Raw genomic sequence first — 4,393 nt, forward strand, 5'->3', positions numbered from 1 at the left:
CCGGGCGTGCGGCCGTCGCTCGCGGGCGGCAGGCGAAAGGTCGAAGCGGGCGCGGGGGTCGGCGCCGGGCTCTGCGTCTCCTGCGCGGCCGCGGGCGCCGCGAGCGCCATCGCCACCGCGATCAGCGGCAACCGCGCCCTGTCGTTCCTCCGCCCGATCGTCCGCACCGTCATTGAAATCGTCCGCAATCCCGAAACATGTCATCGGGCCGGGGCGCTGAATCGGCCCTGAACCCGGCCGCGCCGTCACCCCGGCGGATGACATCGGCCGCGCGCGTCCCTAGATGGTTTCCATGTCCGATTCTACCCCTGCGCCGCTCGCGCCCAAACATCTCGGCCAGTCCAGCGAACTGCCTGCCTCGCCCGAGGCCGCCGTGCTCGACTATGTGCCCAATCCGCGCCGCGGCGAACTCTATCTCGTCCGCTTCGCCGCGCCCGAGTTTACCTCGCTCTGCCCGGTAACCGGCCAGCCCGATTTCGCGCATCTCGTCATCGACTATGCCCCCGGCGAAACGATCGTCGAATCGAAGAGCCTCAAGCTCTTTCTGGGCGCTTTCCGCAACCATGCCGGTTTCCACGAGGATTGCACCATCGGCATCGGCCGCCGCCTCTTCGACGAAATGCAGCCGCAATGGCTGCGCATCGGCGGCTACTGGTATCCGCGCGGCGGCATCCCGATCGACGTCTTCTGGCAGTCGGGCCCGCCGCCTGCCGGTCTGTGGCTCCCCGACCAGGGCGTCGCGCCGTACCGCGGACGGGGTTAGCATGACGTCGCCTGCGCGGAGGCGACAATTTGTGACACTTTCCGTCGCATTTCATCTTTCCGTCACAGATTGTTGACATTAGTGTCAGCGTTATGAGCAGCCCCGCCCTTCCGCACGACCACGCCATCGCCGTCGGCGCCGACCAGATCGACTTCATGGGCCACGTCAACAACGCCCATTATCTGAGCTGGGTGCAGGAGGCGGTGCTGTCGCACTGGCGCAAGATCGCCCCGCCCGACGCGGTCGCCGCGCACCTCTGGGTCGCGCTGAAGCACGAGATCACCTACCGCCGCCCCGCCTTCCTCGACGATCAGGTCATCGCGACGGTGATCCTCGAAAAGGTGCAGGGCGCGCGCGCCTTTTACGAAACGGTGATCCGGCGCGGCGAGGAAGTGCTGGCCGAGGTGAAGTCGAGCTGGTGCTGCATCGACGCCGAAACCCTCCGCCCCGCCCGCCTGGCGAGCGACGTCGTCGCGCGCTTCTTTCCGGGCGAGAAGCTATAGGGTCCGCACCCGCTTACCGGCCTGTATCAAAACAGGATATTTTTACATTTCCCGGCTATGAAGCCGCGATGCAGACTCCGATCCGCCTTCCCGGCCGCGTGCGGCTCAAACAGACGCTGGCGGTCGTGATCCCCAGCTACCGCGTGAAGGCGCATATCCTCGACGTGATCGCGCGCATCGGACCCGAGGTCGCGATGATCTTCGTCGTCGACGACGCCTGCCCCGACGGATCGGGCGCCTACGTCGGCGAGCAGTGCCGCGACCCCCGCGTCCGCGTGCTGCGGCACGAGGTCAACCGCGGCGTCGGCGGCGCGATGATGACGGGCTATCGCGCCGCGCTGGGCGCCGGCGCCGATATCATCGTCAAGGTCGACGGCGACGGCCAGATGGACCCCGCGCTCATCCCGCATATCGCGCGCCCCGTGCTCGCGCGGCAGGCCGACTATGCAAAGGGCAACCGCTTCCACAGCCTGTGGAACGTCCGCCGGATGCCGCGCGTCCGCCTCTACGGCAACGCCGCGCTGTCGTTCATGACCAAGCTGTCGAGCGGCTATTGGGGCATTTTCGATCCGACCAACGGCTTTACCGCGATCCACGCCGCAGCGCTCGAACGGATCGAGTTCGCCAATGTCTCCGAACGCTATTTCTTCGAGACCGACATGCTGATCAACCTCGGCAACGCGCGCGCGGTCGTCGCCGACGTGCCGATGGAGGCGGTCTATGCCGACGAGGTCAGCAACCTTCGCATCCGAAACGAACTCTGGCCGTTTCTGCGTACCCATCTGCGCGAGCTGGTGAAGCGGATCTTCTACACCTATTTTCTCCGCGACTTCTCGCCCGCCACGCTGCAGCTGCTGATCGGCGCGATCTTCCTGCTCTTCGGCACCATCTACGGCGCCGCCGAATGGTATCGCTCGGTCAGCACCGGCGAGATCGCAAGCACGGGGACGGTGATGATCGCGGTGCTGCCGATCATTCTCGGCGTCCAGCTCCTCCTGAACTTTCTCGCCTTCGACATGGCGAACGAGCCCAAGGTGCCGATCCAGCCGACGCTGACCCTCGCCGACCTGTTTGCCGATGATCGCGCAGCAGATGACCGGTAACGGGCTGATCGCACAGGGCGCGCGCTACGGCCTCGTCGGCCTCGTCGTGCTCGCCGCCGATTTCGGCGTCTATTCGCTGCTGCTCGCGCTGTTTCCCGGCCAGTTCCTCGCCGCGAACCTTTGCGGCAAGCTCACCGGCGCCGCGTTCGGCTTCGTCCTGCACCGCCATGTCACCTTCCGCTGGGCGCAGCGCGACGGCGCCGCGCGCCAGTTCGCCGCCTATCTTGCGGTGCTCGGCTTCAACCTGCTGCTCTCCTCGGCGCTGCTCTCGGCCGCAATCCGCCTGCTCGGCGCGAATGCCTATCTGGCGAAGCTCGGCGTCGACATCGTCGTCGTCGGCACCGCTTTCCTCCTCTCGCGCCTCTGGGTCTATCGTCCCCTATGACCGACCGTCTCGCCTCGCTCGTCACGCCCGGCCGCCGCGGGCTCTGGATCGGCCTCGCGCTCTTCGCGCTGCTCGTCGCGCTGTCGTGGGTCGGCTTCATCGCGTCGGACGACACCACCTATGCGCGCGGCGCCTATGGCTGGATCGATCATTTCCCCTATGTCGGCGGGCACGGCACGATCCGCTATCCGATCACCGTGCCGATGGCCGTCGCCTTCCTGCTTTTCGGCGGGAACGAGGTCGCGATGGTGCTGCCCTCGCTGCTCTACCTGATCCTCTTCCTCGCCCTCGCCTGGCGCGCGACGCGCGATGTCGCGGGGCCGCTCCCCGCCTTCGCCGCGCTCGTCGCGGTCGTCACCAATCCGCTGATCGCGGTGCAGGCGTCGATCGCCAGCGTCGATATCATCGAGATGGCGCTGCTCTTCGCCGCGTGGCTGCTCTGCTTCCGCTGTCTCGAGACGGGCGTCGCCGACCGGCGGAGGCTGGCCGGCGCAGGCATCCTCGCGGGCCTCGCCTTCCTGACGCGCGAGACCGCGGTGTTCGTCGCCATCTATTTCGGCCTGCTCTTCCTCGCCGGTCACCGCATCGGCCGCTGGAATTATCTCTGGATCGCCGCCGGCTTCGTCGCGGTCTGGGCGCTCGAACTCGTCTATCTCGGTATCATGACCGGCGACCCGCTCTACCGCTTCAACATCGCGCTCCACCATGATTCGACGATCGACCGCTCGATCGACCTTGCGGGCAACGTCATCGTCCACCCGCTCGTCGACCCGCTGCTCGTCCTGCTGATCAACCAGGAATTCATGGCGCTGATGCTGTTCGCCCTGCCGCTCGGCGCATGGCTCTGCCTGTCGCGCGCCATCCCGCCAAGACTGCGCCATTTCGCGCGCCAGATCGCGCTGCTCGGTGGATGCTGGTTCGTCTGCGTCGGCGCCGCGCAGCATCTGCTGCCGCTCAACCCGCGCTATTTCATGATCGCCTCGACGATGGCGTGCCTGCTCGCGGGCACCGCGCTCGGCTGGCTGTGGCAGCAGGGCAGCCCCCGCACGCGCCGGGCGGCGCTCGGCGGGCTCGCGCTGCTCGCGGGGACGAACCTTGTCGGCATCGCGGTCGAGAACCGCGACCCCGCCTTCGGCGACGAAACGCTCGTCGCCGCGCTCGCCGACCATCCGCGCGAGCGCATCGGCACCGACCCCGAAACCGCCTTCCGCGCGCAAATCCCGCTCCGCTGGGCGGATGCGGCCGCCCGCATCGACACCGCGCCCCCGACGCCGGGCAGCCTCTATTATTACAACCCCCTGCGCGCCGCGAAACCCGCCGGCCACATCGCCGCCGACGCGGCGCCGCTCTACCGCCCGCAACCCGGCTGGCATCTGGTCAGCGAATATCAGGCCGCGCCAAGCCACCTCGCGCGGCTGTTCGAGGCAACGGGCACCGACCACCTGCTCCCCGCCGCCATCTGGCAAAAGCTCCGCCACCCGGCCGACCCCGCCTATCTCTACCGCATCCCGAGCGAGGATGCGGGCTCGCCGGATTAGGGCATCCGCACGAATTCTGCGCGGACCGGAAGGGCGCTTTTGGGGTGGGGAGCGGACGTAAAATCCTCCCTGTCGCGAAGCGATGGGGAGGGGGACCGCCG

At 67.7% G+C, this 4,393-nt stretch carries 5 protein-coding genes; all 5 read left to right on the forward strand.

The features are described 5' to 3' along the window. Positions 1 to 292 precede the first annotated feature (292 nt). The 5 genes from queF (at position 293) to J1N50_RS12525 (ending at position 4,292) form a co-directional block, all read left to right on the forward strand. Complete coding sequence (gene queF, locus J1N50_RS12505) at positions 293 to 763, forward strand: preQ(1) synthase (protein ID WP_215353942.1); 471 nt, start codon at positions 293 to 295, stop codon at positions 761 to 763. Between the two features lie 92 nt (positions 764 to 855). Further along, positions 856 to 1,266 carry an acyl-CoA thioesterase gene (locus J1N50_RS12510; RefSeq protein WP_215353944.1) on the forward strand — a complete coding sequence of 137 codons (411 nt, stop codon included), beginning with the start codon at positions 856 to 858 and terminating at the stop codon, positions 1,264 to 1,266. Positions 1,267 to 1,334: 68 nt separating this feature from the next. Continuing rightward, positions 1,335 to 2,369, forward strand: coding sequence for a glycosyltransferase family 2 protein (locus J1N50_RS12515; protein WP_215353946.1), 1,035 nt, complete (start codon positions 1,335 to 1,337; stop codon positions 2,367 to 2,369). Then, a complete protein-coding gene (locus J1N50_RS12520) occupies positions 2,359 to 2,754 on the forward strand; it encodes a GtrA family protein (RefSeq protein ID WP_215353948.1) in 396 nt (131 codons plus the stop codon). Before J1N50_RS12515 ends, J1N50_RS12520 begins: the two co-directional genes overlap by 11 nt. Next, a complete protein-coding gene (locus tag J1N50_RS12525) occupies positions 2,751 to 4,292 on the forward strand; it encodes an ArnT family glycosyltransferase (protein WP_215353950.1) in 1,542 nt (513 codons plus the stop codon). Before J1N50_RS12520 ends, J1N50_RS12525 begins: the two co-directional genes overlap by 4 nt. Positions 4,293 to 4,393 lie beyond the last annotated feature (101 nt).

Source organism: Sphingopyxis soli, from assembly GCF_018682675.1.
GTDB classification, from domain to species: Bacteria; Pseudomonadota; Alphaproteobacteria; order Sphingomonadales; family Sphingomonadaceae; genus Sphingopyxis; species Sphingopyxis soli.

Bases quoted from the DNA above. Each gene is read 5' to 3' on its own strand.
- queF (WP_215353942.1), top strand. From the start codon at position 293: ATGTCCGATTCTACCCCTGCGCCGCTCGCGCCCAAACATCTCGGCCAG.
- J1N50_RS12510 (WP_215353944.1), top strand. From the start codon at position 856: ATGAGCAGCCCCGCCCTTCCGCACGACCACGCCATCGCCGTCGGCGCC.
- J1N50_RS12515 (WP_215353946.1), top strand. From the start codon at position 1,335: ATGCAGACTCCGATCCGCCTTCCCGGCCGCGTGCGGCTCAAACAGACG.
- J1N50_RS12520 (WP_215353948.1), top strand. From the start codon at position 2,359: ATGACCGGTAACGGGCTGATCGCACAGGGCGCGCGCTACGGCCTCGTC.
- J1N50_RS12525 (WP_215353950.1), top strand. From the start codon at position 2,751: ATGACCGACCGTCTCGCCTCGCTCGTCACGCCCGGCCGCCGCGGGCTC.